29 protein-coding genes and 1 pseudogene are annotated in these 26,167 nt (G+C 66.6%); 14 read left to right on the top strand and 16 right to left on the bottom strand.

Annotation, left to right across the window (positions count from 1 at the left end):
- Nucleotides 1-222 precede the first annotated feature (222 nt).
- Entirely contained in the window at nucleotides 223-597 is a 375-nt protein-coding gene (locus H4W81_RS29420; protein WP_225958844.1) for a hypothetical protein, read from the top strand.
- Here the strand turns inward: H4W81_RS29420 and H4W81_RS29415 are convergent.
- From H4W81_RS29415 to sodN, 3 genes are all read right to left on the bottom strand, one after another.
- Nucleotides 594-1,373: an RNA polymerase sigma factor SigF gene (locus H4W81_RS29415; protein WP_192777795.1), complete on the bottom strand. Its 780-nt coding sequence runs from the start codon at nucleotides 1,371-1,373 to the stop codon at nucleotides 594-596. The genes H4W81_RS29420 and H4W81_RS29415 overlap by 4 nt on opposite strands.
- Nucleotides 1,374-1,390: 17 nt before the next feature.
- Nucleotides 1,391-1,801 (bottom strand): ATP-binding protein, encoded by a 411-nt coding sequence (locus H4W81_RS29410; protein ID WP_192777794.1) that lies wholly within the window; start codon nucleotides 1,799-1,801, stop codon nucleotides 1,391-1,393.
- Nucleotides 1,802-1,920: 119 nt separating this feature from the next.
- Nucleotides 1,921-2,322, bottom strand: a complete 402-nt coding sequence (gene sodN, locus H4W81_RS29405) for a superoxide dismutase, Ni (protein ID WP_225958843.1) — start codon at nucleotides 2,320-2,322, stop codon at nucleotides 1,921-1,923.
- 234 nt (nucleotides 2,323-2,556) lie between these two features.
- Between sodN and H4W81_RS29400 the strand changes: the two genes are divergently transcribed.
- The 3 genes from H4W81_RS29400 to H4W81_RS29395 all read left to right on the top strand — a co-directional run bounded on the left by H4W81_RS29400 (nucleotide 2,557) and on the right by H4W81_RS29395 (nucleotide 4,129).
- Nucleotides 2,557-3,573: an RNA-guided endonuclease InsQ/TnpB family protein gene (locus H4W81_RS29400; protein ID WP_264083194.1), complete on the top strand. Its 1,017-nt coding sequence runs from the start codon at nucleotides 2,557-2,559 to the stop codon at nucleotides 3,571-3,573.
- Complete coding sequence (locus tag H4W81_RS48845; RefSeq protein WP_318782024.1) at nucleotides 3,533-3,748, top strand: zinc ribbon domain-containing protein; 216 nt, start codon at nucleotides 3,533-3,535, stop codon at nucleotides 3,746-3,748. The genes H4W81_RS29400 and H4W81_RS48845 overlap by 41 nt, the downstream gene beginning before the upstream one ends.
- A gap of 84 nt (nucleotides 3,749-3,832) precedes the next feature.
- Nucleotides 3,833-4,129, top strand: a complete 297-nt coding sequence (locus H4W81_RS29395; protein WP_192777793.1) for a S24 family peptidase — start codon at nucleotides 3,833-3,835, stop codon at nucleotides 4,127-4,129.
- Here H4W81_RS29395 and H4W81_RS29390 read toward each other — a convergent pair.
- A complete protein-coding gene (locus H4W81_RS29390; RefSeq protein WP_192777792.1) occupies nucleotides 4,099-4,515 on the bottom strand; it encodes a CGNR zinc finger domain-containing protein in 417 nt (138 codons plus the stop codon). The genes H4W81_RS29395 and H4W81_RS29390 overlap by 31 nt on opposite strands.
- A 135-nt stretch (nucleotides 4,516-4,650) precedes the next feature.
- On the opposite strand from H4W81_RS29390, the gene H4W81_RS29385 reads away from it, so the two are divergent.
- The 3 genes from H4W81_RS29385 to H4W81_RS29375 all read left to right on the top strand — a co-directional run bounded on the left by H4W81_RS29385 (nucleotide 4,651) and on the right by H4W81_RS29375 (nucleotide 8,615).
- Nucleotides 4,651-5,859 (top strand): NAD(P)-dependent malic enzyme, encoded by a 1,209-nt coding sequence (locus tag H4W81_RS29385; protein ID WP_192777791.1) that lies wholly within the window; start codon nucleotides 4,651-4,653, stop codon nucleotides 5,857-5,859.
- Between the two features lie 120 nt (nucleotides 5,860-5,979).
- On the top strand, nucleotides 5,980-7,338 hold the full coding sequence (locus H4W81_RS29380; protein WP_192777790.1) for an NsdA family TPR-like regulatory protein: 1,359 nt from the start codon (nucleotides 5,980-5,982) through the stop codon (nucleotides 7,336-7,338).
- 203 nt (nucleotides 7,339-7,541) lie between these two features.
- Nucleotides 7,542-8,615, top strand: coding sequence for an ATP-binding protein (locus tag H4W81_RS29375; protein ID WP_192777789.1), 1,074 nt, complete (start codon nucleotides 7,542-7,544; stop codon nucleotides 8,613-8,615).
- A 243-nt stretch (nucleotides 8,616-8,858) separates the two neighbouring features.
- On the opposite strand, the gene H4W81_RS29370 is transcribed toward H4W81_RS29375, so the two are convergent.
- The 5 genes and pseudogenes from H4W81_RS29370 to H4W81_RS49520 all read right to left on the bottom strand — a co-directional run.
- Entirely contained in the window at nucleotides 8,859-10,400 is a 1,542-nt protein-coding gene (locus tag H4W81_RS29370) for a trypsin-like serine peptidase (RefSeq protein WP_192777788.1), read from the bottom strand.
- Between the two features lie 199 nt (nucleotides 10,401-10,599).
- Nucleotides 10,600-12,210 carry a trypsin-like serine peptidase gene (locus tag H4W81_RS29365; RefSeq protein WP_192777787.1) on the bottom strand — a complete coding sequence of 537 codons (1,611 nt, stop codon included), beginning with the start codon at nucleotides 12,208-12,210 and terminating at the stop codon, nucleotides 10,600-10,602.
- 452 nt (nucleotides 12,211-12,662) lie between these two features.
- Nucleotides 12,663-14,261, bottom strand: coding sequence for a trypsin-like serine peptidase (locus H4W81_RS29360; RefSeq protein WP_192777786.1), 1,599 nt, complete (start codon nucleotides 14,259-14,261; stop codon nucleotides 12,663-12,665).
- A gap of 350 nt (nucleotides 14,262-14,611) precedes the next feature.
- Nucleotides 14,612-15,013: a hypothetical protein gene (locus H4W81_RS29355; protein ID WP_318782537.1), complete on the bottom strand. Its 402-nt coding sequence runs from the start codon at nucleotides 15,011-15,013 to the stop codon at nucleotides 14,612-14,614.
- A 27-nt stretch (nucleotides 15,014-15,040) separates the two neighbouring features.
- Nucleotides 15,041-15,160, bottom strand: a pseudogene (locus H4W81_RS49520) (hypothetical protein); the annotation flags it as partial.
- Here H4W81_RS49520 and H4W81_RS49515 point away from each other — a divergent pair.
- The 3 genes from H4W81_RS49515 (at nucleotide 15,115) to H4W81_RS29345 (ending at nucleotide 15,695) form a co-directional block, all read left to right on the top strand.
- Nucleotides 15,115-15,264: a carboxymuconolactone decarboxylase family protein gene (locus H4W81_RS49515; RefSeq protein ID WP_318782518.1), complete on the top strand. Its 150-nt coding sequence runs from the start codon at nucleotides 15,115-15,117 to the stop codon at nucleotides 15,262-15,264. The pseudogene H4W81_RS49520 and the gene H4W81_RS49515 overlap by 46 nt on opposite strands.
- An 84-nt stretch (nucleotides 15,265-15,348) precedes the next feature.
- A complete protein-coding gene (locus tag H4W81_RS47705; RefSeq protein WP_225958842.1) occupies nucleotides 15,349-15,519 on the top strand; it encodes a carboxymuconolactone decarboxylase family protein in 171 nt (56 codons plus the stop codon).
- On the top strand, nucleotides 15,516-15,695 hold the full coding sequence (locus tag H4W81_RS29345; protein WP_192777784.1) for a hypothetical protein: 180 nt from the start codon (nucleotides 15,516-15,518) through the stop codon (nucleotides 15,693-15,695). The genes H4W81_RS47705 and H4W81_RS29345 overlap by 4 nt, the downstream gene beginning before the upstream one ends.
- Before the next feature lie 395 nt (nucleotides 15,696-16,090).
- Here H4W81_RS29345 and H4W81_RS29340 read toward each other — a convergent pair whose 3' ends face one another.
- The 3 genes from H4W81_RS29340 to H4W81_RS29330 all read right to left on the bottom strand — a co-directional run bounded on the left by H4W81_RS29340 (nucleotide 16,091) and on the right by H4W81_RS29330 (nucleotide 17,594).
- Nucleotides 16,091-16,417 (bottom strand): hypothetical protein, encoded by a 327-nt coding sequence (locus H4W81_RS29340; RefSeq protein WP_192777783.1) that lies wholly within the window; start codon nucleotides 16,415-16,417, stop codon nucleotides 16,091-16,093.
- Nucleotides 16,418-16,458: 41 nt separating this feature from the next.
- Entirely contained in the window at nucleotides 16,459-16,995 is a 537-nt protein-coding gene (locus H4W81_RS29335; protein ID WP_192777782.1) for a hypothetical protein, read from the bottom strand.
- A 74-nt stretch (nucleotides 16,996-17,069) separates the two neighbouring features.
- Complete coding sequence (locus tag H4W81_RS29330; protein WP_192777781.1) at nucleotides 17,070-17,594, bottom strand: hemerythrin domain-containing protein; 525 nt, start codon at nucleotides 17,592-17,594, stop codon at nucleotides 17,070-17,072.
- A gap of 153 nt (nucleotides 17,595-17,747) precedes the next feature.
- Between H4W81_RS29330 and H4W81_RS29325 the strand changes: the two genes are divergently transcribed.
- Nucleotides 17,748-18,185, top strand: coding sequence for a PaaI family thioesterase (locus tag H4W81_RS29325; RefSeq protein ID WP_192777780.1), 438 nt, complete (start codon nucleotides 17,748-17,750; stop codon nucleotides 18,183-18,185).
- A 407-nt stretch (nucleotides 18,186-18,592) separates the two neighbouring features.
- On the opposite strand, the gene H4W81_RS29320 is transcribed toward H4W81_RS29325, so the two are convergent.
- The gene (locus tag H4W81_RS29320) at nucleotides 18,593-19,750 is read right to left on the bottom strand and encodes a trypsin-like serine peptidase (RefSeq protein WP_192777779.1); all 1,158 of its coding nucleotides are present in this window, start codon (nucleotides 19,748-19,750) and stop codon (nucleotides 18,593-18,595) included.
- A gap of 305 nt (nucleotides 19,751-20,055) precedes the next feature.
- On the bottom strand, nucleotides 20,056-21,123 hold the full coding sequence (locus H4W81_RS29315) for a trypsin-like serine peptidase (protein WP_192777778.1): 1,068 nt from the start codon (nucleotides 21,121-21,123) through the stop codon (nucleotides 20,056-20,058).
- A 250-nt stretch (nucleotides 21,124-21,373) separates the two neighbouring features.
- On the opposite strand from H4W81_RS29315, the gene H4W81_RS29310 reads away from it, so the two are divergent.
- Entirely contained in the window at nucleotides 21,374-21,715 is a 342-nt protein-coding gene (locus H4W81_RS29310) for an SSI family serine proteinase inhibitor (protein WP_192777777.1), read from the top strand.
- A 17-nt stretch (nucleotides 21,716-21,732) separates the two neighbouring features.
- Here the strand turns inward: H4W81_RS29310 and H4W81_RS29305 are convergent, their stop codons facing one another.
- Complete coding sequence (locus H4W81_RS29305) at nucleotides 21,733-23,199, bottom strand: MFS transporter (RefSeq protein ID WP_318782022.1); 1,467 nt, start codon at nucleotides 23,197-23,199, stop codon at nucleotides 21,733-21,735.
- 50 nt (nucleotides 23,200-23,249) lie between these two features.
- Here H4W81_RS29305 and H4W81_RS29300 point away from each other — a divergent pair, with 50 nt between their 5' ends.
- Nucleotides 23,250-23,597, top strand: coding sequence for a YciI family protein (locus H4W81_RS29300; protein WP_192777775.1), 348 nt, complete (start codon nucleotides 23,250-23,252; stop codon nucleotides 23,595-23,597).
- On the top strand, nucleotides 23,594-24,757 hold the full coding sequence (locus tag H4W81_RS29295) for an RNA polymerase sigma factor (RefSeq protein ID WP_192777774.1): 1,164 nt from the start codon (nucleotides 23,594-23,596) through the stop codon (nucleotides 24,755-24,757). Before H4W81_RS29300 ends, H4W81_RS29295 begins: the two co-directional genes overlap by 4 nt.
- Nucleotides 24,758-24,788: 31 nt before the next feature.
- On the opposite strand, the gene H4W81_RS29290 is transcribed toward H4W81_RS29295, so the two are convergent.
- A complete protein-coding gene (locus tag H4W81_RS29290; protein WP_192777773.1) occupies nucleotides 24,789-25,907 on the bottom strand; it encodes a trypsin-like serine peptidase in 1,119 nt (372 codons plus the stop codon).
- Nucleotides 25,908-26,167 lie beyond the last annotated feature (260 nt).

Genomic DNA, 26,167 nt, shown 5'->3' with positions numbered 1-26,167 from the left:
TCGAGGTGGCCGGTGTGGACCCCCGGTTCAGGCCGCCCGATGGCGGGGGCGAGGGGAGGGGGCGAGATGATGGGCGTTCCCGTGAACCGGCCACCGCCTGACGACCCTGACGTGACGGCGGCCGGCCGGAGTTCTGCTGGAGTAGCGTGGAGGACGGTCGGTCACCGGTGACCTACGGTGGCCTCGAGCCCGCTTTGCCGTACAAGAGGAATGAAGAGAAGCATGCGCCCTTGGAGCTTGGTGGTCGCCGCGGGGATCGTGGCGGCCGAGGGACTGGTGGCGCTGGGGCTCGGCGCCTATGCCCTGATCGGCACGTTGGCGGGCGAGGCCACGGAGACCACCGCCGCGCTCGCCGAGGCCGCGTTCGGGCTGCTCGTCGGCGCCGGGCTGATCTGGGTCGCCGTGGGCGGCCTGCTCAGGGCCGAGCGCTGGGGCAGGGCGCCGGGCGTGCTGACGCAGATCTTCCTGATCCCCGTGTCCGTGACGGTGATGCAGTCGGGCTGGCCCGCGATCGGTGTGCCACTGCTGGCCGCCGCGATCGCGGGCCTCGGCACCCTGCTGGCGCCGCCGACCACGAAGGCGTTGTACGGCGACTAGTCTTCGGCCGTCAGCCCCTCGCGCAGCTGCGCGAGCGTGCGGGCCAGCAGGCGTGAGACGTGCATCTGCGAGATGCCGAGCTCGGTGGCGATCTGCGACTGCGTCATGTTGCCGAAGAACCGCAGCAGCAGGATGCGCTTCTCGCGCGGCGGCAGCCGCTCGAGCAGCGGCTTGAGCGACTCGCGGTACTCCACGCCCTCGAGCGACTCGTCGACGATGCCCAGCGAGTCGGACACGGCGGGCGCGTCGTCGTCACCGGAGTCGGGGGCGTCGAGGGAGACGGTGGAGTAGGCGTTGGCCGACTCGAGGCCCTCGAGCACCTCCTCCTCGGTCATCTTCAGGAACGCCGCGAGCTCGGCCACGGTCGGCGCGCGCCCCTCACGCTGCGACAGCTCGCTGATCGCCTTGGTCAGCGACAGCTTGAGCTCCTGCAGCCTGCGCGGCACCCGCACGGCCCAGCCCTTGTCACGGAAGTGCCGCTTGATCTCACCGACGATGGTCGGCGTCGCGTAGGTGGAGAACTCCACCCCACGCGCCAGATCGAACCGGTCGATCGACTTGATCAGGCCGATGGTGGCGACCTGGGTCAGGTCGTCGAGCCATTCGCCCCTGTTGCGGAAGCGACGGGCCAGGTATTCCACCAGGGGGAGATGAAGCTCGACCAGCTCGTCCCTGATGCGCTGCCTGCGCGGCTCGTCGGGGCCCAGCTCGGCCAACTCGGCGAAAAGCATGCGGGCGCGCACCCTGTCGGGCACGGCGTGGTCGCTGGCGGCCATGGCTCCAGTCCTTTCCGTCACGCCGGCCTCGCCGCGCCTCGGCGCTTACGCAGGACGATCGCCATGCGGTCGGGGGAGTCGGTCACCGCGTCCACGTCGTCGGCCAGGGCGGTGAGCACCATCCACGCGAAGTCATCGCGTTTCGGCGCCGAACTGCCCACGGTCGCGACTTCCACCCTGACCTGCATCTCATGCCCTGTCAGCTCGAACTCGGCCGTCAGGTCGGTGCCGGGCACGGCCTCGTTCAGCAGCATGGCGCAGGCCTCGTCGACGGCTATGCGCAGGTCCTCGATCTCGTCGAGCGTGAAATCAAGCCGTGCGGCCAGGCCGGCGGTAGCCGTACGGAGCACGGACAGGTACGCGCTCGCGGCGGGAAGCCTGACGCTCACCACATCACGGATCACGCGCGCCTCGGTGTCCTCGGTCACGTTCCTCCTCGCGTATAGGACGCTCTCTGCAACTTACCGCCACCGGGACCCGATTGGCGGATTCAGACGCGCCAACCAACGAAAAAGGCCCCGCGACCGCGGGGCCCTTACTGGGCGGTTCAGGCCGCCTTCGTCTCCCAGAAGATCTTGGAGATCTCGTCGATCTTACCGAGGAGCTCGTCGGCCTTGGCGACGTCCACCGTGCCCTTGCCGCCGGCCGCGCCCGCGAGCTTGGTGGCCTCCCAGAACAGCTGGTGCAGCTGCGGGTAGGTCTCCAGGTGCGGAGGCTTGAAGTAGTCGGTCCAGAGCACCCACAGGTGGTGCTTGACGAGCTCGGCGCGCTCCTCCTTGATGGTGAGGGCGCGGGAGCGGAAGACCGGGTCCTCGTTGCCGGCGTACTTCTCCATGATCGCCTTGACCGACTCGGCCTCGATCCGCGCCTGCGCGGGGTCGTAGATACCGCAGGGCAGGTCACAGTGCGCGGAAGCGACGTGCTTGGGTCGTAGCAGTCGTGCGAGCATCAGAAAGTCCTTCCTTGATGCTGTATCAGCTTGGTCCGGTTACCGACCTTACCGGAGTGGCTTTGAGCGTCCCCGGCCGCACGGGGCGGACGGGTCACGTGCCGCAGGTCGGCTCGAAGGCCTGGTCCATTCAGCCTCATGGTTAAGGGTGGGAGCGATATCGTGAGCCTGGGGTGATCAAGGGTGAGGTTGCGTTACAACTTCCGGCTCTACCCCGACGCCGCCCAATGTCAGATGCTGGCCAGGACGTTCGGCTGTGCCCGGGTGGTGTGGAACGACGCCCTGACCGCTCGCAAGACCGCCCGCAAAGCCGGTCTGCCGTTCATCGGTGACGCCGAGATTCAGCGCTTGGTGCTCACCGCCGCCAAGAAGCGCCCTGAGCGTGTTTGGTTGCGAGAGGTGTCCTCCGTGGCGCTTCAGCAGGCGGTCCGTGATCTCAACGCTGCCTACCAGAACTTCTTCGACTCCGTCAGCGGCAGACGCAAAGGGCCGAAGATGGGCCTGCCCCGGTTCAAGTCGCGCCACGACCACCGGCAAGCCGTCCGGTTCACGACCAACGCCTTCCGGCTTCATGCGGACGGCTCGCTGTACCTGGCGAAGATCGGGAATGTGGAGGTTCGCTGGTCTCGTGCGCTACCTGTCGCTCCGTCGTCGGTCACGGTCATCCTGGATGCCGCGGGGCGCTACTTCGCCTCATTCGTCGTCGAGGTGGAGGAGAGCTCCCAAAGCCTTCCGGAGATCGACGCCGAGACCGGGATCGATCTCGGACTGACTCACTACGCGACCCTCAGCGACGGTACCAAGATCGTCAATCCGCGGTGGTTGCGGCGGCGGGAGAGGAAGCTCGCCCGCCTGCAGCGCTCGCTCGCTCGCAAGCGGAAGGGGTCGAAGAACCGGGACAGGGCCAGGGTGAAGGTGGCCCGCCAGCATGCCAGGGTGGCCGACGCGCGCCGCGACTTCCTCCACCAGACGAGCTCCTCGATCATCCGCGATAACCAAACGGTGCACGTCGAGACGCTGTCGGTGCGAGGCATGGCGCGCGGCCGCCACGCCAAGTCGGCGCACGACGCGGGCTGGGGCACGTTCCTGGCCATGCTCGCGGACAAGTCCGCCAGACGTGGACGCGTCCTCGTCCAGATCGGCCGCTGGCATCCCTCTTCCCAGTTGTGCCCGTGTTGCGGCTGGAAGATCGGAAAACTCGCCCCTTCACGTGCGGGAGTGGGACTGTCCGTCCTGCGGCGAGCACCATGATCGCGACGTCGCCGCGGCGATCATCATCCTGCTCGAAGGGCAGCGCATGACCCGTACGAACGTGGCCGCCGGGCTGGCTGGACACGGAATAAACGACTGTGGAGGGCGGGTAAGCCCGGGTGAGGCAACTCCGAGCCCGGCACCGCCCGAAACCTACGACGCTTCAGCGGCGTAGCGGAAGCAGTAAGAACCTCACGGCGACGTGGGGTAGTCCTCGGCGCTTAAGCCGGGGAGGACGTCAATCGCGTAGGGAGATCATATGAGGGTACGTGTCGAAGGCGACTCCATGCGACCCTCGCTGCGTCCGGGCGACTGGCTCCTCGTACGGCGTGGCGCCCGGGTCCATCCCGGCGACCTGGTCGTAGCCCGGCTGCCCGGCGACCCCGCGCAGCTGATCGTCAAGCGGGCCCAGTGGCACGGCGCCGACGGCTGGTGGCTGGAGAGCGACAACCAGCGCGCCACGGGTCGCAGGGACAGCTGGGACTTCGGGCCCGTCGACGACATCGTCGGCAGGGTCGTGCTGCGTTACTGGCCGCTCCTGCGCCGGGCCCGGTAGGCGGCCACGTTCGCCCTGCTGGCGCAGCGCTCGGAGCAGTAGCGGCGCGACCGGTTGGACGAGGTGTCGACGAACACCCGCGAGCACCGCGCGGCCTGGCAGACGCCCAGCCGGTCCACGCCCAGCTCGGTCACCACCGCCGCCAGGCCCATCACCACGCCGCCCTCCGCCAGGTGGAGGTGCCAGCGCTGCCCGTCGTGCCCCGAGATCTGCGGACTGACCGGATGGCGCGAGAGCAGGTCGTTGAGCAGCTCGACGGCCTCCCGCTCCCTGCCCGCCGCGGCGTGCGCGAAGACGGACGTCAGCTCGGCGCGCAGCTCGCCCTCGTCCGGCAGCTCGCCGTTGACCAGCAGGACGGCCAACTCCGCGTATGAGGTCAGATCCAACCTGTTAACACTCCTTACACATGGCCGCGTCTCAGTATGTGGCAGAATCAAAAAACGGGTGACCCCCGTACCCCCTCACGAAGACGCCCTGGGTACGACACCTTTCGTGCCGCGTCTGGTTCGTGTCCGTTTCCGATGACTACTGGGGTCGCTGTGGCTGTCACGCCCGCTTCTGCATCTCTCGAATCCCTCGACCTGGATCCGGCCTTCGCCCTCCACCGCGGAGGCAAGCTCGAAGTCCGCTCCACCATCCCCGTCCGCGACGCGGACGACCTCTCCCTCGCCTACACCCCCGGGGTCGCGAAGGTCTGCTCGGCCATCGCCGAGTCGCCCGAGCTGGCCAGGGACTACACCTGGGTCTCCAACGTCGTGGCGGTCGTCTCCGACGGCACCGCCGTCCTCGGCCTCGGCGACATCGGCCCCGCGGCGGCCATGCCCGTCATGGAGGGCAAGGCGCTGCTGTTCAAGGAGTTCGCCGGAGTCGACGCGGTGCCCCTCTGCATCGACTGCACCGACGTCGACGAGATCGTCGAGACGGTGGCCAGGCTCGCGCCGTCCTTCGGCGGCATCAACCTCGAGGACATCAGCGCGCCGCGCTGCTTCGAGGTCGAGGACCGGCTGCGCGCCCTCCTCGACATCCCGGTCTTCCACGACGACCAGCACGGCACGGCGATCGTCGTCCTCGCCGCGCTCCAGAACGCCGCGAGGCTGACGGGACGGCCGCTCTCCGCGCTGCGCGCCGTCGTCGCCGGCGCGGGCGCCTCGGGCGTCGCCGTCACCCGCATGCTGCTGAACGCCGGCATCGGCGACATCGCGGTCTCCGACTCCAAGGGCATGATCTACTCGGGCCGCTCCGGGCTCAACTCCTACAAGGAGGCCCTCGCCGGCGACACCAACAAGGCGGGCCACACCGGTTCCACCGCCGCGGCGCTGGAGGGCGCCGACGTCTTCGTCGGTCTCTCGGGCTCCACGGTGCCCGAGGAGGCGATCGCCTCGATGGCGTCCGACTCGATCGTGTTCGCGCTGTCCAACCCCACCCCCGAGGTCCACCCCTCCGTGGCCGCCCGCCACGCGCGCGTGGTCGCGACGGGCCGCTCCGACTTCCCCAACCAGATCAACAACGTCCTCGCCTTCCCCGGCGTCTTCAAGGGCGCGCTCGACGTCCGTGCCACGACCATCACCGAGAACATGAAGGTGGCCGCCGCCTCGGCGCTGGCCGACGTGGTCGGTGAGGCGCTGAGCGAGAACTACGTCATCCCCAGCCCGTTCGACCCCCGCGTGGCTCCCGCCGTCATCGCCGCCGTGTCGGCGCAGGCGCGCGAGGACGGCGTGGCCAGGCTCTAGCGCTCTCCCCTCGGCGGAAAGTTGGCCCTCCCATTGGGGAACGGCAATCGACTCATTACTTTGCGTGCTAATAATTGAACGCTCTGTAATGACGTGCGACTCTCCGCTGAGGGGGAGCCCATGGAACGTGAGGCCAACCGGCCACTTCAGGCGCTCATCGCCGAAGCGGGCTTCTCCCACAAGGGGCTGGCCCGTCGGCTGAACGATCTGGGTGCCGCCCGCGGCACGCCAGGCCTGAAGTACGACCACAGTTCCGTGCTGCGCTGGATCGGTGGTCAGCGGCCGCGAGACCCCGTTCCGTGCCTGCTCACGGAGATCTTCGCACTGCGTCTCGGCCGCCCGGTCACGCCGGAGGATCTCGGTATGCCGGCCATCACTACACCCCTCCACCTCGGGCAGGAGTTCACCCACACGTGGCGGGAGGGGGTCGCGACAGTGACAGCACTGTGGCGGGCGGATGTGGAGCGACGCAGGTTTCTGCTCGACTCCACCTTCGCCATAGGGGCAGGGTCGGTAGGGGCCATCCGCTGGCTGACGTTCCCGCGGGCGGGTCAGCCGACGGGGTCGGGCGGGCGCAGGGTCGGGATGGCCGACATCGCCGCCATCCACGAGGTCACCCGCTCCTTCGGAGAACTCGACAACAGGTTCGGCGGCGGGCGGGTCCGCTCCGCCGTCATCAAGTACCTCGACACCGCGGTCACACCGCTGCTCAGAGACGGCTCGTACGGCGAGGCCACCGGCAAGCGGCTGGCCTCGGCCGCCGCCGAGCTCACCAGGCTGGCCGGCTGGATGGCCTACGACCTCGAGCAGCACGGCCTGGCCCAGCGCTACCTCATCCAGGCGCTGCGCCTGGCCCGCGGCGGCGACGACGACGGCCTGGGCGGCGAGATCCTCGCCGGCATGAGCCACCAGGCCCTCTACATGGGCCAGCCGGCCCACGCCCTCGACCTGGCCCGCGCGGCCCAGCAGTCGGCGCGCAGGGCGGGCATCGACACCCTCATGGCCTCCTGCCACGTCCTGGAGGCCCACGCGCACGCGGGCCTCGGCGACAAGACCTCCTGCGCGAGCTCCCTCACAGCGGCCGAACGCGCCTTCGAGCGCAGGCGTGAAGGCGACGAGCCGAGTTGGCTGTCGTACTTCGACGAGGCGTACCTGTCGGCGAAGTTCGCCCACTGCTTCAGGGATCTGGGGGAAGGGGCCCGGACGGTGCAGCAGGCCCGGCGGTCGCTGGAGATGGACGGGCGGTACGTGCGGGGGCGGATGTTCAACCTCTCGCTGCTGGCGGCGGGGTTGTTGCAGTGCGGGGAACTGGAGGAGGCGTGCAGCACGGCTACGGAGGCTTTGGCGTTGGCGGGGGAGCTGCAGTCGGTCCGCACGCGGTCGTATGCGTCGGATCTGCGCCGCAGGCTGGAGCCGTACCGGTCGGAACCCCCGGTGCTGGAACTGAACGAACGCGTCAAGGACCTGCTACCGGTCTAAAGGGCCTTCGCTCCGAAGTAATGATCGCCCGAGGGCAGGTTGACTGGTCCGCAGAGCCGTCGAGCACCGAGCACGGGGACCTGAATCCGGTGGAGTTCGGAAGGCTCCGGAATCTCCTCGCCGCAGCTGGCCGCGAACACCTGGCAGATCTCTCCGACCGAGCCTTGCTGGACGCTCTGAGACTCAGAGCCTCGGATGGCAGCGTGACCAACGCGGGGGTGCTCCTCCTTGCTGAGGAATCGCTCATCCAGCAGGTCATCCCGAGTTACGGATACTCCTACCGGTTCCGCCCGAAGCTGGGCAGCGAAGCAACCGGAAGGATGCGAGGCACACGCCCGTTGCTCGCTGCTATTGAGGCGCTTACCGAGTCGGTGGCGGTGCGACGGGAGGTGCATCCACTCAATATCGCTGGGGGCGTGCAACTTCAGCTCACCGACTATCCCGCCGAAGCGCTACGAGAGCTGATCGTCAATGCGTTGATCCACCGCTCCTATGAGACGGGCGGCACGGTCGACATCGAACACTCACCTGAGCGCTTGATCGTCGTCAGCCCTGGTGGGCTGGTTTCGGGGGTGACGCCAGAGAACATCCTGACCCATCCCTCCACGCCAAGAAACCGGCTTCTCACCGAGACGGTCTCCGTGTTGCAACTGGCGGAGCGCACGGGACAAGGTGTGGACCGTGCGTATCGCGAGATGCTGAGGATAGGCAAAGAGCCACCGGCCTTTGACGACTCAGGAACGATGGTGCGTGCAACGCTGGTCGGTGGCATCGGAAACGATGCCTTCGTCCGCTTTGTCAACGAGTTGCCGCTGCGGGTGGGACGAGATGTCAATGTGCTCCTCGCCCTCTCGCATCTGAGAAGGCGTCGGAGCATCGACGCATCCCATCTCGGGACGCTGATCCAACGCCCTCCTGTCGAAGCGCAGCAAGTGCTTGCCTCCATGGCTGGCGAGCGCCTCATCGAACCATCCAGGCGCACGGCGGCCAAGGCATTTCCCTCCTACCGTCTCCAGTCTGAGGTGGTGGCCGCGATGTCGCGGGCTATGAGCTATCACCGGCACACCATCGACGGCATCGATCAGAAGATCGTTGATCATGTGCGGGAGTATGGCTTCGTCACCAATCGCACCCTGCAGCGGCTCTTCGGCATCCACGTGTATGCCGCTCGCGACCTGCTCAACAGTCTGCGCGATCGCGAGATCCTGGAAAAGATCGGTGAAGCGAAGGGTGGGCGCGGCGTGCGCTACGGGCCTGGTCCGCGGTTTCCCGGCTAGCTCGGTATTTGAGGAGCAGTTGTTAGGTGCGCTCTTGATCGCGCATCATGCCGAGGATCTCCGAGAGTGTGGGTTCATCCGGGCTGTCAGCGGTTGGACGCAACTCCCCAAGGTCTTCGGAGCGACGAGGCAACACGTCCCCGCTGGCGATCAGCTCGACTCGGATACGTTCAGATGGAGAGAGCGCTCCTCTCGCACAGACGAACGGCCCGGCTCGTCACGAGCCGGGCCGTCCACATACCTCTACTGCAGCAGCTCGCCCTTGGGGCCGACGATGGCCTTGGTCTCCGCGTACTGCGCCTTGTTGTAGACGTCAGCCGTCTCGCCGTCGAAATACGCCGAGCTGATCATGTCCACCCGGTCGTTGCCGTCCTGGTCGTGGAACAGGCTGGTCACGCCGTTGACGTAGCCCAGGCGCTTGCTGTTGCTGTACTTCAGCAGCCACGGGCCGCCGTCCGCGCCGCCGGTCAGCGAGCACTTCAGGACCTGGTGGGTCTCCACCCTGAACGTGTTGACCTGGTAGGTCTTCGTGCCCGTCTTGCCGTAGCAGTACTTGGGCGTGACACCGGTGTACGGATTGTCGCCGTCGGGGTGCGCGTCGGCGGGGTAGCCGAAGACGAAGACGGGCTGGCCGGTCGGCTGGTTCCACGCGATGCCCTGGCCACCGACGGCGTCCCCGAGCTTGCCGGTGTCCTTCGCGAGGCCGATGAAGTAGTGGTCGCGGAAGTACCGCACGGTCTTGCCCGACTTCACCCACTGCTTGGTGTAGTAGCGGGTCTCGTACCAGGCGATCTCGGCACCGTTGCTGGAGTCGGCGTGGAGCATGCCGGGGAACTTCCCGTCGGCCTTGAGCGCCGTCAGCTTCTGGTACTCCTCCTTGCTGATGGGCGTCGGGCCGATCTTCTCGTACTGCTCGCCGTTGACGTTGGTCGCGGTGCTCGGGGCGGCGTCGCCGTACTCCTTCTCGGTCACTTCGACCTTGGTGAGGGTCTTCTCGCCCTTGTAGTCGTGGCCGACCTTCTCAGGGGTGACGTCGAAGTCCTTTGACCAGTACGGCCCGGCGGCGCCGTACTTCTCGAAGCCGGTCTTGTACTCCGCTTCCTTGATCTCCTCTTGCTGGACCCACTTGTCGCCGGCCCAGGCGGAGAACTCGCCCTTGGTGACCTCGCGGCTCTCCGTCAGGGCGAAGCCGTTGTGGACGGCGACGAAGGCGAAGTCGCCGTCGTAGTCGTCGTAGGTGTCAAGGTCGTAGGTGGTGAAGGCGTAGGCGCCGGAGAAGACGCCGAAGGGCGCCTTGCCCTGGTAGTAGCCAGGAACGAAGACCCACTTGGCGAAGACGTCGCGGCCCTGCTCGTAGACGCAGTGTCCGGCGGTGGCGACGAGGTTGCGGTGCCTCGACTGGATGGAGGTGGCCGAGCACCAGCGGTACTCGCCCTTGCGGTCGATGAAGAAGACCTTGCCGATGGTCTTGGGCAGGTTGACGTTCTTCACCTTGCCACCGGTCGTGGCGGCGCCGATGGGGGCCACGACGCCGGGCTTGCCGTCATCGGGGGCGTTAGGGCTGACCTTGACCAGCTTGGTGACGTCCTTGGAGTCCCAGTGGTACTGCGTGGCCTTCTTCAGCGCGGCGCCGTTGGCGTCCAGCCAGAACAGGGCGGTGCTGTAGGCATCAACGGGCTTGGGAGCGAGCGGGTCGGTGACCCAGGTGGGTGCGGCCGTAGCGGGTGCGGCGAGTGCGGCGGCGGTCAGACCTGCCGCAGCAAGGGGGATGAGCAGGCGCTTCAACGGGGGACTCCACAAAGTTAACAGAGGGCGTGTTGAGACCCTATCGACCCTCTTGTCACTCCCGTAAGGGATCTTTCCTGAGGGTTTGCTCCAGGTCTTGGGGTTCACCCGGAAAAGGCCGAAGGGCCCGGCAGAAGCCGAGCCCTTCGGATGAAACAGGGTGAGCTGAGGTTTGGACCCCCGGCTCAGATCAAGCGTGTTACGGCTTGGGGAACGGGAACATCGCGCCCGAGGCGGTGTTCGCGGCAGCCTTGTAGACAGTCGCGGTCTCGCCGTCGAAGTAGGCGCTGGAGATGTAGTCGATCCTGTCGTTGCCGTCCTGGTCGTTGAAGGTGCTGGTGACACCGTTCACGTAACCGAGGCGCTTGGCGTTGCTGTACTTCAGCAGCCACGGGCCACCGTCGTAACCGGGGGTCACGGGGCACTTCAGCGCCACGTGCTCCTCGATCTTCTTGGCGGCGGAGCCAACCAGCTTGGCGCTGGTCTTGCCGTAGCACCACTTCGGCGTCACACCGGTGTACGGCTTGGAGCCGTCGGGGTGCTCAGCGTAGGGGTAGCCGAAGGTACGGATGTACTTGCCGGTGGGCTGGTTGTACGCGAAGCCCTGGCCACCGACGACGTCGCCGAGGCGGCCGTTGTCGAGGAACTTGACGTCCGCGACGTAGTAGGTCTCCACCCAGTAGCGGGTCTGAGCGGTGCTCTTGACCCACTTCTTGATGTAGAACTGCTGCTTGAACCAGGCGGTGGCGTTGCCGTTCGCGTCCTTGGTGACCGTCAGCTCACCGAGGAACTTGCCGTCAGCCTTGGCGGCGGACAGCTGGTCGTACTCTTCCTTGCTGATGGACAGCGGGTCGCCGGTCATGCCGACGTACTTGGCGTTGTTGTCCAGGCCGTCGGGGGCAGCCTTGTACTGACCCGCGGTGACCTCGACACCGATCAGCTTGACGCCCTCGTGGCCGTCCGCGTCCATGTACTTCTTGGCGTCATCAGCGGTCTTGACATCGGCCGGCTTGGCGACGGTCTCGACCTTGGGGTCGACAGCCTTCGACTTGAACGGGCCGTTCTCGCCGTACTTGTCAACGCCCGCGGTGTACTCCGCAGCGGTGATGTCCTTCTCGTCCACCCACTTCGGGCCGACGTGCTTGTCGAACTCGCCCTTGGTGACCTGGCTCGCCTTGGAAACACCGCCGCCGATGCCGTTGTAGACGGTGACGAACGCGTAGTCGCGGTCGAAGTCCTCGTAGATCGAGAAGTCGTAGTGCGTGAAGGCCTGCTTGCCGACGTAGATGCCGTAAGGAGCCTTGCCCTGGAAGTAAGCCGGGACGAAGACCCAACGAGAAACGACCTCGTTGTTGGCAGCCAGGTCGTACACGCAGTGACCAGCGGTCGCGACCAGGTTCTTGTAGTTGCTCTGGATCGACGTGCCGGAGCACCAGTACAGCTTGCCGTCGCGGCCCTCGAAGAAGACCTTACCGATCGTCTTCGGCATGTTCACGTTGTGAACCTTGGCCGCGACCTTCTTCTCCTCGCCGATGGGCGCGACGACACCCGGCTTGGTGTCGGCGGTGTAGCCGCCCTTGGAGACGAGCTTCTTAACTTCCTTGTAGTCCCAGTGGTAGGCCGTGGCCGACTTCAGGGCAGCGTTGTCAGACTTCGTCCAGAAGTCGATGATGTCCGCGACCTGCTGAGCGCTCTTGGCGAGGTACTCGTCAGTCGGGGCCGGGGTGGCCGAGGCGGTGCCGGCGAGGCCGGCAGCCAGCAGACCGGTGGCCAGAACGGCACCACCAGCGGGGAGGAGGATGCGCTTCAAGGTAACTCCTTGCGCTGTCGTGAGGCGCCTCTTGCGCCCCAGGCGTCAGTAAAGGGATAGCCAGGAACATACAGTGCCGATCTTGGAAACAGGAAGCCGCTTTGGTGGGAAAAGACCGCACTAGTCGGGCGTGATCGTTCTGTGATGTTTGAGCGGTTGAGGCGCATGTGGGATGCCGCTGGGTTCTCGGTGATGTTTCCGCAGATCACCATAAAGATGTTGTTAGTGTGGCGAATGAGGTTGGAGTGCTGCTGTCACGGCGCGTGAGTGGCCTATGTGATGCAGATCACATTGTTCAGATGGCACCGTTTCGGGCTCCGGTGCGTCGAAGGAGCCAGCAAATTTCGACCATGCCGTCGAAACGCAGAGGGGGCCCGACGATGTCGGGCCCCCTCTGGTGTGTTGCTAGGTGAGCCGAGAGTCACCTCTCAGCCCGGTCGTGCAGCTCGGCCTTAGCCGACGATCTTGCCGGACCACACGTTCGCAGCGGCCTTGTAGACGGTGTTGGTCTCACCGTCGAAGTAGGGGCTGGAGATGTAGTCGACGCGGTCGTTGCCGTCCTGGTCGTTGAAGGTGCTGGTGACACCGTTCACGTAGCCGAGACGCTTGGCGTTGCTGTACTTGAGCAGCCAGGGGCCACCGTCGGCGCCCTCGGTCATGGAGCACTTCAGCGCGATGTGCTCCTCGATCTTCTTGGCGGCGGAACCAACGGTCTTGGCCGTGGTCTTGCCGTAGCACCACTTGGGGGTGATGCCGGTGAAGTTCTTGTGACCGTCGGGGTGCGCCGAGGCCGGGTAACCGAACACGCGGACGTACTTGCCGGTGGGCTGGTTGTAGGCGAAGCCCTGACCGCCGACAGCGTCGCCGAGACGACCGGCGTCAGCAGCCTTCACGTCCTGGATGTAGTAGGTCTCGACCCAGTAGCGGAACTGCTCGCTGGTCTTGATCCACTTCTTGATGAAGAACTGCTGCTTGTACCAAGCAGTGGGCTGCTTGTTCTTGTCGAGGTCGACGGTCAGCTCGCCCAGGAACTTGCCGTCGGCCTTGGCCTTGTTCAGCTCCGCGTACTCTTCGGCGCTGATCGGCTTCTTCTCGCTGAGGCGGGTGAACTTGTCGTTGTTGTCCCAGCCATCGCCAGCCGCCGTGTAGACCGACTTGAGGACCTCGACACCGGTGAGCTGGACGCCCGCGGTCGGGCCCTTGCCCAGGACGTAGTCCTCGATGTTCTTGCTGGACACGTCTGCGGGCTTGGCGACGGTCTCGACCTTGGGGTCGAGGGCCTTCGACTGGAACGGGCCGTTGATGCCGTACTTCTCGACACCCGCGACGTACTCGTCCCTGGTGATGGTCTTCTCGTCGACCCACTTCGGACCGACGTGCTTCTCGAACTCGCTCTTCGTGACCTGGGTGGCCTTCGAAGCGTCGATCTTGATGCCGTTGTAGACCGTGACGAACGCGTAGTCGCGGTCGAAGTCCTCGTAGACGTCGAAGTCGTAGTGCGTGAAGGCCTGCTTGCCGACGTAGATGCCGAACGGCGCCTTGCCCTGGTAGTAGCCCGGGACGAAGACCCACTTCGACATGACGTCGGAGTTACCGGCCGTGTCGTACACGCAGTGGCCGGCCGTGGAGACCAGGTTGCGGTACTTGGACTGGATCGAGGTGGCCGAGCACCACTTGCGCTCGCCCTTGGAGTTGACGAAGAAGACCTTGCCGATGGTCTTCGGCATGTTGACGTTCTGCGACTTGGTCGCGGTCTTCTTCTCTTCGCCGATCGGGGCGACGACGCCCGGCTTGGTGTCGGCGCTGTAGCCGCCCGTGCTCTTGAGCTTGGCGACGTCCTTGTTGTCCCAGATGTTCGACTGGGTCGCGGCCCTGAGGGCGGCGCCGTTCGACTCGGCCCAGTACTGGGCGATGGACTGAGCGACCGCGGCGTTCTTCGCCATCGGGTCGCTGGCGACGTCACTGGCGGCCTGGGCGGTGCCCGCCAGGCCGGCGGCCAGCAGACCGGTGGCCAGGACGGCGCCGCTGGCGGGAAGGAGGATGCGCTTCAAGGGAACTGCTCCTTGCTCTGTCGTGGGTCGCAACATGCGTCCCATGCGTCAGTAAAGGGATAGCAAGGACCATAACGTGGTGATCTTCGCAGGTGGAAGCGGTTGTGAGGGCTCCAGCCGGAACCCCAACCTGCGTGACCTTTCCGTTATCTGTCAGAGACAATCGCGCCCGGTATCCGGTAAGCCACGTTTCCGCAGGGCCTCAAGGGGTTGTGGTGAATGGGGCAAAAGTGGGGTGAGTGAGGGAACACGCTCCGTGATGAGCCATATGTGACGCAGATCACAGGAACTTCATGGCACCGAAATCGACCTCGCCCCGTCTAATATCACTCGATCTTGCCAGGAAACGTTCAGGAAAGCCCCGATTCGGCGTCCTGGGAGGCGTTCAGGAGAGCCGCTGCGACGGCTCGAGCGTGGCGCGCGGGCGCGGTCGTCCGCTCCCGTAAGGCGGTGACGATGGCGCCGTCCATCAACATGACGAACGGCCCGGCCAGCTCGGCGCGGCCGTCCAGCAGTTCGGCGACGTAGTCCGTGACGCGTTCCTTGTGTTCGGCGGCCGCCCGGTGGGCGGGACTCGCCGGGTCGGCGGCCTCGACCATGGTGTTGATGAAGGCGCAGCCGCGGAAGTCGGCGCGGGCGAAGCGCTCGGCCAGGGCGTCGAAGACATGGAGGGGCGTGCCGCCCAGGGCGTCCACCCTGTCGGCCAGCCATGCGCGCCAGGCCTCGTCGCGCCGCCGCAGTACCGCGACCACCAGATCGTCCTTGCTGGGGAAGTGCCGGTAGAAGGAGGCGCGGCCGACGCCGGAGACGCTCAGGATGCGTTCTTGCCGCCCTCGCGAACAGCCCCGCCGCCCTGTCCGGCTACCTCGCCATGCGCGACCAGCTGTCCAAGAGAGCACTGAGCGCCCGGCTGAGGGAGCAGATCGCGCTGCTGGTCGCGCAGGAGAACGGCTGCACCTACTGCGTGAGCGCGCACACCCTGCGCGGCAGCCGGATTGACTGACCGCCGAGGAACTCCTGCGGACCCGCGCCGCCCAGGACGACGACGCTCACGCGGGCGCCGTGCTGGCGCTCACCCCAAGCCATCGTGCGTACGGCGGGCCGCGTCGACTCCGCGGCACTGGCCACCGCCAGGGCGGCAGGGGTGACCGACGAGGAGGTCGCCGAGATCGTCGCGCACATCGCGCTCAACACGCTGTCCAACTACTTCAACCACGTGGCCGAGCCGGACCTGGACTTTCCGGAGGTGTCGGCGTGAACCGGGAGTGGAGGGCGGGGTCGGTCGAGCTGGTGGAGGGTTACCGCCTGGTCGGCGACCTCGGCGACGTCCTGTTCGCGATCGAGGGCGGCTTCGTGAACATCAAGGTGCCGGGTGTCGACCACATCCAGATCGTCTCAGCCCCGGCGATACGCGCGATCACCTGTCGCCCGTGAAGCACCGCTTCTAGACGAGCAGCTCCTCAGTGCTGTCGACTGTGACCGCTTGGGGGAGCAATCGATACAACTGATCGAGACCGCAGTCGAGCAGGCACTCTTCCTCCGCTCGCGACACCTCGATCCCTCGGGTGCGCAACACGGTGATGAGTGCTCGGGCCGTGCCCTCCACCATTCCGTCGACCCAGCCTTCGGCGACCCACTGACGGACGTAGACGCTCCTGTATCGACGAGATTCTCCGGGCATAGGAAGCTCCTGGCTTGTGAGTGCCTGGTTCGGACGGCATCCCAGTGCGGCGGGCGTTGAGGCACCAGAAACCCGTGAATTACGAAGTGCAGCGGATCGTGAACGGCGCGGGTGCGGAGCTCGACGGACACCGCACCCGCGGTGCGCTTCAGGAGAAGAGGTCTTCAGTGCTCGATACCACGGCTGCCTTGGGAAGCCAGGCGCTCAGCTGGTCGAGATCGGTGCATGTGAGGATGCGGTTTTCAGCCTCGGGGGAGACGTGGAGCTCTCGCGCCCGCAGTACGACGATGATGTCCTTGGCCTTGGTCTTGACAGTGCCCTCAGCCTGTCCTTCCGCGACCCACTGGCGGACGTAGTCGCTCTTGTACTCGTCGGTACCGACTGCCATGAGTCCCTCCAAGAACTTCTGCGCGGCTACCTTGGGTAGCAGTGTCAATACGACATCAGAATACGTCTTGCCCAGGCCCTCCGGCATGAGAGGCGCGGCTCTTTGGAACGCCTCCATAACGGCTTGGCTCAGATGACCTGGCTTCCGTCCGTGCAAGCGACAGAAAGCGTGGCGAGTTCCGGCTCCGCGGCGGCCTGAGCCGGATCTGTCACTCTGGGCATCAGATCTCGCCCCGTGACTTCGGGAACGAGCGTCCACCCTGGGTGCCCCATATCGATCGGTACGGCACACGCTCTCGCCACGCTGTCGGTCAGGCACACGACCAGCAGGATGACGTCGCATCGCAGACGAGCCCGCAGAGTGGCCAAGTAGACCGGCCAGCTCCACCTCTTGTCATCGTCGACACTGAGCTGTACCTCGACGACCACGCCTAGAACCGGTTTGTTGCTCGACCGATAGACGATCACCGCATCAGCGCGGTACTCGGCCGGCTTGCAGTCGGTTAGTTCCGCTGACTCAAGGCGCACCTCGTCATGGGCGGCAATCTCCACGCCCTGAGCGCTGATGAGGCTCCCAGCGAGCGTGGGCCGGGCTCGGAACAGCTCGATGAGGGTTTCGTGGTCTATTGATGGCACGCCCATGACATTACTGACTGTTGTCATCATGTGACTGTCAGTTCGAGATTTTGGGCGACACGACTGTGGGCCGCCCCATTGGGACGGCCCACAGTCGTTAGCAATCAATCGGGTACGGCACCGCCAGGCATCTTCAGGAAGTCCGGTTTCGACCCCTCCCAGCCGGGAGCGTTCAGCGAGTTGAGCGCCTCGACAATCTGTCTCTCCTCGAAGGAGAAGTGCGACTCCACGATGGCGGACAGGCCGTCGAGCTCCCGTCGCACCCGATCCGCCTCGTCCTCGTCGAGCTCGGCGTCGAGGTCGCCCACCAGGGCTTCGATTCTTCGCAGGATGTCGGACACCAGATAGTGGTCCTCCTGCAACTTCTCCAGGACGGGCCGCAGTTCGGGGAACTCCTCGGCCAGGGTGGGGAAGGCGTTCCTGTCCTCCCCGGTGTGGTGCCGTTCGAGCGCCGAGCAGAAGGTCAAGCAGTGGGCTCGCAGTTCGCGTGGCCGCTGGTCTTCGCCGTCGAGGAAGGCGTCGACACTGTCGCGGAGCCGGGACAGTTCCTCGCGAAGCGAGTGATGCACGTCGATGAGCTGGGTGCCGAACGCGGCGAGGCGTCCGGTTGGTTCGGTGGGTGGTTGCACACGGTTCCCATGCTTTTCGGCGCCTCCATGCCCACGACGGTCTCTTTGCCGGGTACACCGCGACGCTGACGCGGGATTTCATCACCACCGGGGCGAGCCGTCAAGCCGGGAGGGAGCCCGAGACTGTCGGTGGCCGCCTATTCAGTGTGGCGCATGGAGATGGACACGCGAAGGCGCGGGCTGTTCTGGGATGTGCTGGCGGGGCGGGTTCCACCGCCACCCGCCGCGGTGCTTCTCGGCTGGGAACTGGTCGCGGTGGATCCGGAGCAGGGGACCATCGAGGTGGCGTTCCAGGCGGGCGAGAACCTCGCGAACCCTGTGGGTGTGATCCAGGGCGGGTTCCTGGCCGCGATGCTCGACGACACTCTCGGGCCTGCGCTGGTCGCGACGTTGCCGGAGAACCAGTTCGCGCCGACTCTCGATCTCCATGTGCAGTTCCTCCGCCCCGCCCGCCCGGGACGGCTCCTGGGCCGGGGGCGGATCGTGCAGCGCGGCAAGGAAGTGTGCTTTCTGGCCGGTGACCTTATGGGCCCCGACGGCAAACCGGTGGCCGTGGCAACCGCGACCGCACGAATCCAGACCGTTCGTTGAGGGCCGCATGACAGGCCGCCAGCGGTGTGGTTGTGCCAGATGGCGGCAGCCGTGACACGAAGGCGCTGAGCGATCAGGACAGCGACGCCTTCGAAGATCCTGTCATCGTGTCGCTCCAGGTCGAGCCGGCCCTGGAGGGTGGCGTAACCCCGCTCGTTTCCTGGGGCTACTCGTGTCGTCAGATGACCTTCGCTTCCCGCAACCAGTGAAGGCTAGGAAGCGGGAATTGGCGGCAGGCAGGCCACCGGCAAGGGGGTTCGGGGGAGCTTGGCTCCCCCGAGAGAACGGCTCGAGCCCCAAAGCGCGAAGCGCCCATGGGGGACCTTGCCCTTGTGGGGGTGTGGGGGGCGCGGAGCCCCCCACAGGACATGGCCCGAGCGTCAAGCAAGGCCCATGTCGACGAGGGCTTACTTGTAGAGTTCGCCGTCCTTGCCGACGATCTTGCCCGACCAGCGGTTCTTGGCCGCGTTGTACACGGCGGCCGTCTCACCGTCGAAGTAAGGCGAGGAGATGTAGTCGACGCGGTCGTTGGCGTCCTGGTCGTTGAAGGTGCTGGTGACGCCGTTCACGTAGCCGAGACGCTTGGCGTTGCTGTACTGCAGCAGCCAGGGGCCGCCGTCGTAGCCGGGGGTCACGGGGCACTTCAGCGCCACGTGCTCCTCGATCTTCTTGTCGGGCGCGCCGACCGTCTTGGCGGACGTCCTGCCGTAGCAGTTCTTCGGGGTCACGCCGGTGTACGGCTTGCTGCCGTCGGGGTGCGGCGCGTACGGGTAGCCGAAGGTGCGCACGTACTTGCCGGTGGGCTGGTTGTAGGCGAAGCCCTGGCCACCGACGTTGTCGCCCAGGCGGCCCGCGTCCTCGGCCAGCAGGATGTACTTGCCGCCCCACTTCGGGCCGACGAAGCGGTTGTAGTCGCGGCTGTCCACCTGCTTGACGCCGGTGAAGCGGATGCCGTTGTAGACGGTGACGAACGCGTAGTCGCGGTCGTAGTCCTCGTAGACGTCGAAGTCGTAGTGGGTGAAGGCCTGCTTGCCGACGTAGATGCCGAACGGCGCCTTGCCCTGGTAGTAACCGGGGACGAAGACCCACTTGGACATGGTGTCGGCGTTGCCGTCGGTGTCGTAGACGCAGTGGCCGGCGGTGGCCACCAGGTTCTTGTAGTTGGCCTGGATGGAGGTGGCCGAGCACCAGCGGGGCTTGCCGCTGGCGTCGAGGAAGAACACCTTGCCGACGGTCCTGGGGATGTTGACGTTCTGGGCCTTGCCGGAGCTCACGGAGTTGCCGGTGGGAGCGACCATGCCGGGGCTGCCGTCGGGGGTGTAACCGCCCTTGCTGACGAGTTTCTTGACCTCGCTGGAGTCCCAGTAGTAGGCGCTGGCCTGGCGAAGGGCGGCCCCGTTCGACCTCCACCAGAAGGTCGCGATGGAGGCGGCCTCGCCGGTGTTCCTGGCCATCGGGTCGGAGGCGATGTCGCTGGCGGCCTGGGCGGTGCCGGCGGAAAGGCCGGCGGCCAGGAGACCGGTGGCCAGCATCGCGCCACCAGCCGGGAGGAAGATGCGCTTCAAGGTATAACTCCTGGATTCCTTTGCGCTGACCGTGACGCCTCTTGCGCCCCAAGAGTCAGCAAACGGACAGCCAGGAACCTACAGGGGAGGGTTTGGTCATGTGAATTTCCTGTCGATCGAGTCAAGGGACAAGTCGGGCGAAGCGCTCAGGCTGTGACCTGTCCGAGATCAGCGGACCCCTGATGATCTGCGCTGATCAGCACGCCTGTGACGCGGGAGTGATCAAATGGTTGTCAGTGTTTCATGTGACTTGAGTCACATTTTGCAACGACCATGATCAGATCAGCGTCAGAACGACGGGAGAATCAGGTGGTGGCGTCGTTGGCGGCCTGATCGTAGACCTCGAACGTCGTCGCCGTGAAATACGGCGAGGACACCGCGTCGTACTTCGCCGCCGCGTCGAGGTTCCACGTGAGGCTGTTGATCCCGTTGAGGAAGCCGAGCCCCGTCGAGGACCGGTAGCCCAGCATCCAGGGGCCGCCGCTGGCCCCCGCGCTGAAGTCGCAGCCGGAGAGCAGCACGCCGTACTGAAGGCTGCGGGTCGGGTTGACGGTCCGCTTGGTCTTGCCGCCGCACGACTTGAGCGTGCGGCCGTCGAAGGGGTGCGAGCCGTCGGGCTGGACGCCGGCCGGGTAGCCGAAGGCGTCGACCTGGTTGCCGGTCTTCTTGCCGACCGTGAGGCCCTGGCCGCCGACGTTGTCCTCCAGGCGGCCGACGTTCTTCATGACCGCCTTGCCGTCCTCGGTCGTCCAGCGGAAGCCGTGGTGCACCGAGATGAAGGCGTAGTCGTAGTCGTAGTCACCGATGGCCGCCCAGTCCTCGTGCATGTGCAGCGTGGAGCCGACGTAGATGCCGTACGGCGCGTCGCCGTTCTTGCCGGGGTTGGGGACGAAGATCCAGTTGGCGCTCTTGCCGAGGCGGGGATCCCACGCGCAGTGGCCCGCGGTGGCCACCAGGCTGCGGTTCTTGGCGGCCACGGCGCTGGCCGAGCACCAGTACTCCTTGCCGCCGAGCTGGAAGAAGACCTTGCCGATGGTCTTGGCGGCGCCGCCCTTGACGGGGGCGGTCGGCTGGATGTCGCGCGCGGCGGTGGTCCTGGACACGCCGTTGGTCATCACCGAGCCCGCGGAGGAGGACGGCGAGGACGACGGCACGGAGACCTTCGTGCCGGGCGTGGCGGGGGAGTAGCTGTCGGCGTCCTTGAGCCGCTCGGGCTTCCAGTACTCCGCGACCTTCCGCATCTCGGCCTCGGACTTGGCCAGCGGCTCGGCGTAGACGTAGTCGGGAGCGGCGGCGACGGCGTGCGAGACCCCCGTGATCATGGGCAGCATCAGCAGAACGCCGCTGCTGGCGGCGATCGCGAGTTGCCTCATGCGGGGGATCATGAATTGCCTTCCTTGCGCCGTAACGGGTGATTTTTCCAGATCGACAGAGTATTTGCAGCCTGGATAGGCGATCGTTATCTGATCAAGAAAGCCAATAGGCACTCTATATGCCGCGTGTCGTTCGTTGTCGCAGATCAGAACGGCGAGAGGCTATTCGATCATGAAGAGACTCGCTTGCCTTGCCGTGCTTTGCAGTACGGCTTTCGCCGCCTCTCCGGCCCTCGCCACGACCCCTTCCATGTCCGCAATCGAGACCGTCGCCGAGCCGAAGCGTGACGCCAGGCTGCAGCGGATGGTGCTCCTCAGCGTGGACAGGCGCTACGTGGTTCTCGTCTGCGACACTGGCCAGGTGCACCGCTCGACTCACCCCAAGGCGCAGGAGGCCTGCGACGCGCTCGAGGCGGTCGGCGGGACGCCGAGCAGGCTGCGGCCGGACGGGACCGTCACGTGCACCATGGAGAGCGACCCCGTCACCGCCACCGCCACCGGGGTGTGGGACAGGCGGCTGGCCCTGTACCTCCGCTCCTTCGGCAACCGCTGCGCCCTGCGCGCCGCGACCGGCCCCGTCTACGACTTCTGACCTGACGTAAGCCGCTCTCAGGCCACCTGCTCGGGCGTCTCCTCCCGCAGGGGACGGACGCGCCTGAGCAGGATCGCGGTCAGGACGGCGACGCCGATCAGCAGGACCGCGCTGATCCCCGCCACCGCGTGCATCCCGGCGGTGAACGCCGCGCGCGCCGGCTCCAGCCGTACCGGATCGAGACCGGCCGCGACGGCGGCGGACAGGCTCTCGCGGACGGTCTCGCCCGCATCGGCCGGCAGGGTGGCGCGGTAGACGGCGGTGCCGACGCTGCCGAGGACGGCGATGCCGAGCGCGAAGCCGAACTCGCCGCTGGTCTCGTTCAGCGCGGCGGCCGAGCCTGCCTTGTTCGGCGGGGCCGAGCCGACGACCAGGTCGGTGCCGAGCACGACCATGGGTCCAGCGCCCAGGTTGATGAGGGAGAAGCCGGCCGCCACCGCGACCGGTCCATCGGCCTGCGAGATGAGCAGCAGGCCCACAGTGGAGATCGCCATGCCGCCCGCGATGGCGTAGGCGGGACGGACCCCGCGCGCCACGATCGGCGAGAGCAGGAACGCCACGCCCGAGGCGGCCACGGCGGGCAGCATCCACAGGCCCGCGACGAACGGCGAGAGCCCGGCGACCAGCTGGAAGTACTGCGTGATGAACATCATGAGCGCGCCCATGAGCAGGGTGCCCGACATCAGCGCGCCCAGCGCGGTGGTGAAGGCGCGGCTGGCGAACAGGCGCAGGTCGAGCAGCGGGTCGGGCAGGAGGCGCTGGCGGCGGACGAAGGCGAGACCGAACGCGAGTCCCGCGCCGACGGCCAGGACGGGCATCGCGCGCAAGCCGTCCTTGGCCAGCTCCTTGAGTCCGTAGATGATCGGCAGGATCGCGGCGAGCGAGAGGGCGACGCTGGTCAGGTCGAGCCGCCCCGCGGCCGGGTCGCGGTATTCGGGCAGGAGCGCGGGCCCGAGCAGGAGCAGCAGCACCATGACGGGCACGCCGAGCAGGAAGACCGATCCCCACCAGAAGTGCTCCAGCAGCAGGCCGCCGACCAGCGGCCCGACCGCCGCGCCCGACATGAAGCAGACCAGCCAGACGCTGATCGCCGTCGCGCGCTGCCTGGCGTCGGTGAACATGTTGCTGATCAACGCCAGTGTGGAGGGCGCGATCGTCGCCCCCGCCACGCCCAGCAGCGCGCGGGCCGCGATGAGCAGCGCGGGGCTGGTGGAGAAGGCGGCCAGGACGGAGGCAAGGCCGAAGGCCGTGGCGCCGATGAGCAGCAGCCGCCTGCGACCGATCCGGTCACCGAGCGTGCCCATCGTGATCAGGAAGCCGGCGAGCATGAACCCGTAGATGTCCATGATCCACAGTTGTTCCGTGCTGCTCGCGCCGAGCTCCGCGCTCAGCTGGGGCAGCGCCAGCAGCAGGACGAAGACGTCGATCGAGATGAGCAGGGTGGGCAGGGCGAGTACGGCGAGGCCGATCCATTTCGTGTTCACGCCCCCGAGTCGGAACCGGCGCCCAGGAATCGACATGTAGCGTCGAATCCATGAAATACATGTTGATGATCTACACGAACGCCGCCGCGTCGCAGGCCATCACCAAGGACTTCGACAAGGTGGCCGCCCAGGTCGACGAGCTGATCGCGGAGCTCACCGCGAACGGCGAGTGGGTGGGCGGCGAGGCGCTGGCCGATCCGTCGGGGTCGAGGACGATCAGGGCGATCAACGGCGTGCCCGCGGTGACGGACGGACCGTTCCTCGAGTCGAAGGAGTATCTCGCGGGCTACTGCATCATCGACTGCGCGACGCCCGAGCGGGCCGTGGAGATCGCCCAGCGCTGGCCCGACGCCTGTTACGGCGGCGCGCTCGAGCTGCGCCCGTTGGTCCAGGAATGAGCGAGGAACTGCTGAGGGAGCTCGCTCCCCAGGTGCTGGGTGCGCTCGTCAGGCGGTACGGGCAGTTCGACGCGTGTGAGGACGCGGTGCAGGAGGCGCTGCTCGCGGCGGCGACGCAGTGGCCGAAGGAGGGCGTGCCGGACAACCCCAAGGGCTGGCTGGTCACGGTCGCCGCCCGCCGGATGATCGACGAGATCCGCAGCGAAGAGGCGCGGCGCCGCAGGGAGGCGGTGACCGCGCTGGAGGAGCCGCCTGAGGTCCCCGACCAGGACGACACGCTGACGCTGCTGTTCCTGTGCTGCCATCCCGCGCTGACGCCCGCCTCCCAGATCGCGCTGACGCTGCGCGCGGTCGGCGGGCTGACCACCGCGGAGATCGCGGGAGCGTTCCTGGTGCCCGAGTCGACGATGGCGCAGCGCATCAGCAGGGCCAAGGCGACGATCAAGAAGGCGGGCGGCACCTTCGAGCTGACGCCCAACCGGCTCGACGTGGTGCTGCACGTGCTCTACCTGATCTTCAACGAGGGCTACACCGCAACCTCGGGGCCCGACCTGCACCGCGCCGATCTGACCGGCGAGGCGATCAGGCTGACCAGGACGGTGCGCAGGCTGCTGCCCGACGACGGCGAGGTGGCCGGGCTGCTGGCGCTCATGCTGCTGACCGACGCCCGCCGTACGGCGCGCACGGGACCGGACGGGGCGCTGGTGCCGCTGACCGAGCAGGACCGGAGCCTGTGGGACAAGGACCTCATCGCCGAGGGCGTGGAGCTGGTGTCGGGGGCGCTGTCGACGGGGCCGCTCGGCGCCTACCAGCTCCAGGCGGCGATCGCGGCGGTGCACTCGGAGGAGGGCGAGACCGACTGGCCGCAGATCCTGGCGCTCTACGAGCTGCTGGCGCGGGTCGCACCGGGGCCGATGGTGACGCTGAACCAGGCCGTGGCCGTGGCGATGGTGCACGGTCCGCTGGAAGGGCTCGCGCTGCTCGACACCCTCGAGGCCGAGCTGGCGGGTCATCATCGGCTGCATGCCGTACGGGCCCATCTGCTGGAGATGGCGGGGCGGCAGGAGGAGGCTCGCGCGGCCTACCTCAGGGCGGCGGAGCTGACGAGCAGCCTGCCGGAGCGGCGGTATCTGGAGGAAAGGGGAAGACCCCGGTCCTAGCGGACCGGGGTCTCCAGAGCGGGCCGTCGGATCAGGAGGGCTGGTTGCCGCTCCAGCGGTTGGCGGCCACCTTGTAGACCTTGTAGGTGTCGCCGTTGAAGTACGGCGAGGAGATGCGGTCGTAGCGGTCGTTGCCGTCGGTGTCCCACGCGACGCTGTTGACGCCGATCAGGTAACCGGTGCGGGTGGAGTTCTTGTAGTTGTACAGGAACGGTCCACCGCTGGCGCCCGCGGTGAAGGAGCACCTGAAGCCGACGTGCTCCTCGATGCGGAACTTCGGCGCGGGCGGCATGGCGGCCGTCGTGCCGTAGCACCACTTCATGGTCTTGCCGGTGTACGGCTTGTCGCCGTCGGGGTGCTCACCGGCCGGGTAGCCGAAGGAGAACACGGTGGCCTTGGTGCTGCGGTTCCAGGTGAAGCCCTGACCGCCCACGTTGTCGCCGAGCCTGCCGACGTTCTTCTTCTTGGCGTGCCAGTTGCCCTTGTCGTCCTTCTCCCACACCGGCTTGGTGCCGTTGTAGACGTTGACGAAGGCGTAGTCGTAGTCGTAGTCCTCCTTGACCACGAAGTCGTCGTGGGCGTTGAAGGTCTTGGCGGCGTATATGCCGTAGGGGGCCTTGCCGTCCCACTTGTTCTTGCCGTCCCAGTACGACGGGATGAAGACCCAGTTGTCGTAGAAGACGTTGTGCTTGACGTCGTAGACGCAGTGGGCGGACGTGGCGACCACGTTGCGGTACTTGCCCTGCACCGAGGTGCCTGAGCAGTACTTCCAGCTCTTCTTGTCGTTCTGGTTGGCGCCGGGCAGCGTGAAGAAGATGCGGCCGACCGTGTTGGGCAGGTTGACCTGCTTGGTCTTGGTGGCCTTGGCCTTCTCCGCGCCGATCGGCGGGACCGATCCGGGCGGGCCGTCGGGGGCGGAGGCGCTGCCCTTGGCGCCCTTGACGTCCATGGCCAGGTCGTCGTTGATGTCCGTGGCCGCGCGGATCTTGTCCGGCGTCCAGAACGCGATGGCGTCGGCTGCTGAGGTTTCCGCGTTCTTCGAGACGACGTCGCCGGGGGCCGCGGCCTGGGCCGCGGTGGCGCTGATCAGACCCGCGGCCATTCCGAAGGCCGCGACGCCGACCGTGAGGCGCCTTGCTCGGGAAAACATAGTGCTCCTTCCGGTTCTCGGCGGCCCAGAGCGGGGAACGGTGCCCCGGTGGGCCAGGAAAACGTTGAGGACGCTACTGAATGGCCCGAGGCGGAAACCAGGAAACGACGCGAAAAAGTCTGGCCCGGTTCCATTCCGTTATTGAAATAACCAATTCGCATGTATTCAAGAAAGGTATTGGCGCAGGTGGAGGCGGGAAAGAAGCAACGACCGCACCACTATTAACGGCGGTCTCTCTCTTTACATACCGAACATTGCTC

The sequence above is a fragment of the Nonomuraea africana genome (genome assembly GCF_014873535.1).
In the GTDB taxonomy this organism is placed as follows: Bacteria; Actinomycetota; Actinomycetes; order Streptosporangiales; family Streptosporangiaceae; genus Nonomuraea; species Nonomuraea africana.
The sequence above is the reverse complement of the archived record's forward strand: the minus strand, read 5'-3'. Positions and strand labels throughout refer to the sequence as shown.

Bases quoted from the DNA above. Each gene is read 5' to 3' on its own strand.
- H4W81_RS29420 (WP_225958844.1), top strand. From the start codon at position 223: ATGCGCCCTTGGAGCTTGGTGGTCGCCGCGGGGATCGTGGCGGCCGAG.
- H4W81_RS29415 (WP_192777795.1), bottom strand. From the start codon at position 1,373: ATGGCCGCCAGCGACCACGCCGTGCCCGACAGGGTGCGCGCCCGCATG.
- sodN (WP_225958843.1), bottom strand. From the start codon at position 2,322: ATGCTCGCACGACTGCTACGACCCAAGCACGTCGCTTCCGCGCACTGT.
- H4W81_RS29400 (WP_264083194.1), top strand. From the start codon at position 2,557: ATGCTGGCCAGGACGTTCGGCTGTGCCCGGGTGGTGTGGAACGACGCC.
- H4W81_RS29395 (WP_192777793.1), top strand. From the start codon at position 3,833: ATGAGGGTACGTGTCGAAGGCGACTCCATGCGACCCTCGCTGCGTCCG.
- H4W81_RS29385 (WP_192777791.1), top strand. From the start codon at position 4,651: ATGACTACTGGGGTCGCTGTGGCTGTCACGCCCGCTTCTGCATCTCTC.
- H4W81_RS29380 (WP_192777790.1), top strand. From the start codon at position 5,980: ATGGAACGTGAGGCCAACCGGCCACTTCAGGCGCTCATCGCCGAAGCG.
- H4W81_RS29340 (WP_192777783.1), bottom strand. From the start codon at position 16,417: ATGCCGGAGGGCCTGGGCAAGACGTATTCTGATGTCGTATTGACACTG.
- H4W81_RS29335 (WP_192777782.1), bottom strand. From the start codon at position 16,995: ATGATGACAACAGTCAGTAATGTCATGGGCGTGCCATCAATAGACCAC.
- H4W81_RS29325 (WP_192777780.1), top strand. From the start codon at position 17,748: ATGGAGATGGACACGCGAAGGCGCGGGCTGTTCTGGGATGTGCTGGCG.
- H4W81_RS29315 (WP_192777778.1), bottom strand. From the start codon at position 21,123: ATGAGGCAACTCGCGATCGCCGCCAGCAGCGGCGTTCTGCTGATGCTG.
- H4W81_RS29310 (WP_192777777.1), top strand. From the start codon at position 21,374: ATGTCCGCAATCGAGACCGTCGCCGAGCCGAAGCGTGACGCCAGGCTG.
- H4W81_RS29300 (WP_192777775.1), top strand. From the start codon at position 23,250: ATGAAATACATGTTGATGATCTACACGAACGCCGCCGCGTCGCAGGCC.
- H4W81_RS29295 (WP_192777774.1), top strand. From the start codon at position 23,594: ATGAGCGAGGAACTGCTGAGGGAGCTCGCTCCCCAGGTGCTGGGTGCG.
- H4W81_RS29290 (WP_192777773.1), bottom strand. From the start codon at position 25,907: ATGTTTTCCCGAGCAAGGCGCCTCACGGTCGGCGTCGCGGCCTTCGGA.